We start from the raw sequence: 1,446 nt of genomic DNA, 5'->3' as shown, positions 1-1,446 counted from the left end.
TAGGCTACATCGCAATTAATTCAAAACTATGGACTATTTTCATATGATATAATATATGATATAATCTTACTATTAAATAAGCATACAGTAAGGAGAGGAAGCTCTTGATAGATAAAGCTACACTTCGTCAATCTATTGAAAAAAAGAAAAATAAAAATTCTAATTTAAGAAAACCTGAATGGTTGAAAATAAAAATAAACACAAATGATAACTATGCAGCTTTGAAAAAATTAGTGAATGATAAAAAGTTGCATACAGTTTGTGAAGAAGCAAAATGCCCTAATATTCATGAATGTTGGTCTGAAAGAAAAACGGCAACATTTATGATTTTAGGGGGAATATGTACACGTGCTTGTCGATTTTGTGCGGTTAAAACAGGTATGCCGACAGAACTAGACTTAGCTGAACCAGAACGAGTGGCTGATGCAGTGGCTTTAATGGGATTGAAACATGTTGTTATTACAATGGTTGCACGTGATGATTTACGTGATGGTGGTGCACAAGTTTTTGCTGAAACGGTACGTGCTATTCGTCGTAAAAGTCCAGATACTTCTATTGAAGTCTTGCCATCTGATTTAGGTGGTTTAGAAAATAATGTAGCTACTTTATTAAGTGCACAGCCAAATATTTTCAATCATAATATTGAAACAGTAAGACGTTTAACGCCAAGAGTGCGTTCGCGTGCTAAATATGAACGTTCACTTCAAGTATTAAGATGGAGTAAACAAATCAGGCCAGAAATCCCAACTAAAACAAGTATTATGATTGGTTTAGGCGAAACACAAGCCGAGATAGAAGAAACAATGGATGATTTATTAGCTGTAGGTGTTAATATTTTAACAATCGGTCAATACTTACAACCTTCACATAAACATTTACCTGTTATTAAATATTACAGTCCAATTGAGTTTGGTCAATTAAGACAAATTGCCATGAAAAAAGGTTTCACACATTGTGAAGCGGGGCCATTAGTTCGTAGTAGTTATCACGCTGATGAACAAGTTGATGCAGCACAGCATCGACAAGCTATTTTGTCAGAAATGCAACAACAAGCACCAGCTATGTCAACGAATACTAAAACAAATACTAGTGAAGGATTTACTTCAATGTTTCGCAAATAATAAAGTAGGTGACATATATGATTACAATAGATAATAATCAATATAAATTGATTGTTAATTATAGAGAAGGTTTTGATTTAGCAACTTTTGAAGCCAGATATAGTTCAGAAGTTTTAGAAAAATATGATTATATTGTAGGTGACATTGGTGCAGATATGTTACGTTTAAAAGGGTTTTATAAAGATAAAAAAATGAAACAAACACAAGAAAATCATTTTTCTGCCATTCAAGATTATTTACTAGAGTATTGTAATTTTGGATGTCGATATTTTATTTTAGAAAAACAAAGGTCATAATATGCTGTATCTATTGCGTAGTTCAAAAT

2 protein-coding genes are annotated in these 1,446 nt (G+C 32.2%); both read left to right on the top strand.

Translation table 11 applies throughout. From position 1 onward, the window contains the following. Nucleotides 1-104: 104 nt before the first annotated feature. On the top strand, nucleotides 105-1,121 hold the full coding sequence (gene lipA / locus AC5EAH_RS08095; RefSeq protein WP_493494271.1) for a lipoyl synthase: 1,017 nt from the start codon (nucleotides 105-107) through the stop codon (nucleotides 1,119-1,121). Nucleotides 1,122-1,138: 17 nt separating this feature from the next. Further along, entirely contained in the window at nucleotides 1,139-1,417 is a 279-nt protein-coding gene (locus AC5EAH_RS08090) for a YutD family protein (protein ID WP_493494270.1), read from the top strand. Nucleotides 1,418-1,446 lie beyond the last annotated feature (29 nt).

The sequence above is a fragment of the Staphylococcus sp. B1(2026) genome (genome assembly GCF_058895785.1).
The sequence above is the reverse complement of the archived record's forward strand: the minus strand, read 5'-3'. Positions and strand labels throughout refer to the sequence as shown.

Excerpts from the sequence above, each read along its gene's own strand:
- AC5EAH_RS08090 (WP_493494270.1), top strand. The coding sequence starts at position 1,139 with ATGATTACAATAGATAATAATCAATATAAATTGATTGTTAATTATAGA.